The organism is Bradyrhizobium iriomotense, from assembly GCF_030160715.1.
Classification (GTDB): Bacteria; Pseudomonadota; Alphaproteobacteria; order Rhizobiales; family Xanthobacteraceae; genus Bradyrhizobium; species Bradyrhizobium iriomotense.
Map to the genome: position 1 here is coordinate 1 of NZ_BSOW01000167.1, position 562 is coordinate 562.

The window sequence follows — 562 nt, forward strand, 5'->3', positions numbered from 1 at the left end:
TGAGTGAGTTCTTCTCACGTTGCTCCAGGCGAACGATGTCCTCGTGCCAGAGCTTGTTAATCTCCACATCGCGGCAGCTCTCGATCCTGTTCTTGAGGCGCGCGATATCCTCACCGATCTGATCGATCATGGTCAGTTGCTCGGCGAATGGCAGCAACCGAGGATCGGGGGCGGCATGGATCTTCCGGACCGCAGCGGTGCAGATTGCGATCAGAGCGGCATCGATCTTGTCATTCTTGGCCCGCTGCGAGTGGAATTTAGCATAGGCGCGGACTTGGGCCGGCTGGAACACCACGACCACAAACCGCTTGCGCCGCAGCTCGGTGACGACCGGCTGTTCATACCCGCCACTCGCTTCGATCCCGACACGTTTGACGCGATGCCGTCGCAGCCATATCAGCAATATCGCGTGGCCTTCCGGCGTGTTGTCCACCTGCAACTGCTCGTGGTTGCCCTCGATCGCCGCATCGAGCTTCCTTTTGCCGGTATCGATCCCGACACAGATCGTGGTACGCTTCGCCATCTTCGTCGATCCCTCCCTTGTGATGCGAACCTTGAGTTC

Annotated in this window: 1 protein-coding gene; it reads right to left on the reverse strand. The window is 59.1% G+C overall.

Features of this window, described 5'->3' with window-relative positions; translation table 11 throughout:
* The coding region (locus tag QQL28_RS45810) for an IS110 family transposase (protein ID WP_284276460.1) at positions 1 to 523 on the reverse strand (523 nt) is incomplete at its 3' end.
* Positions 524 to 562: the final 39 nt, after the last annotated feature.